This is a genomic window from Cellulosimicrobium cellulans (assembly GCF_001722485.1).
Lineage (GTDB): Bacteria > Actinomycetota > Actinomycetes > Actinomycetales > Cellulomonadaceae > Cellulosimicrobium > Cellulosimicrobium cellulans_A.
Genome location: NZ_LWGL01000349.1, coordinates 1 through 1,039, shown reverse-complemented (window position 1 = coordinate 1,039; position 1,039 = coordinate 1). Strand labels below are relative to the sequence as shown.

The window sequence follows — 1,039 nt, the reverse complement described above, 5'->3', positions numbered from 1 at the left end:
GACCTCGGGGCGGTCGCCGCGCGCGCCGCCCTCGAGCGCTCGGGGCTGGGCGCCGACGCCGTGGACGCGGTCGTCGTCGGCCAGGTGCTCCAGGCGGGCGCGGGCCAGAACCCCGCCCGGCAGACCGCGGTCGGCGCCGGCGTCGGCTGGGACGTGCCCGCGGTGACGGTCAACAAGGTGTGCCTGTCGGGGCTCACCGCCGTGGTCGACGGGACACGGCTCATCCGGTCGGGCGAGGCCGAGGTCGTGCTCGTCGGCGGCCAGGAGTCCATGACGAACGCCCCGCACCTGCTCCCGGGCGCGCGCGCCGGGTTCGCCTACGGCGATGCGACGCTCGTCGACGCCGTGGCGCGGGACGGGCTGACCGACGCGTTCGACCGGGACTCCATGGGCCTGTCGACCGAGCGCACGAACACCGGCGACGTGCACGTGCCGCGCGAGGAGCAGGACGCGATCGCCGCCGCGTCGCACCAGCGCGCCGCCGCCGCGTGGAAGGACGGCCTGTTCGACGCCGAGATCACGCCGGTCAGCGTGCCCCAGCGCCGGGGCGAGCCGGTCGAGGTGCGCGACGACGAGGGCGTGCGTCCCGACACGACCGTCGAGACGCTCGCGCGGCTGCGGCCGGCGTTCGACCCCGAGGGCACGATCACGGCGGGCAACGCGTCGCAGATCTCCGACGGCGCGGCGGCGCTCGTGCTGACGACGCGCGCCCGCGCGGAGTCGTCCGGGGCGCCGGTGCTCGCGACCGTCCGGACCTGGGGGCAGGTCGCCGGACCGGACACCTCGCTGCACTCGCAGCCGGCGCGCGCGATCCGGCATGCGCTCGACCGCGCGGGCTGGGACGTGGGCGACCTCGACCTCGTCGAGATCAACGAGGCGTTCGCGACGGTCGTCGCGGTCTCGACCCGCGTGCTCGGCGTCGACCCCGAGATCGTCAACGTCCACGGCGGCGGCATCGCGCTCGGCCACCCGATCGGCGCGTCGGGCGCCCGGCTCGCGGTCCACGCGGCGCACGAGCTCGCGCGGCGCGGGGGCGGGC

The 1,039-nt window shown here is 77.4% G+C and carries 1 protein-coding gene; it reads left to right on the top strand.

Going from position 1 to position 1,039, the window contains the following annotated elements; translation table 11 throughout:
* On the top strand, positions 1 to 1,039 hold a 1,039-nt coding region (locus JZ5iCDA_RS17660; RefSeq protein WP_069388254.1), incomplete at both ends, for an acetyl-CoA C-acyltransferase.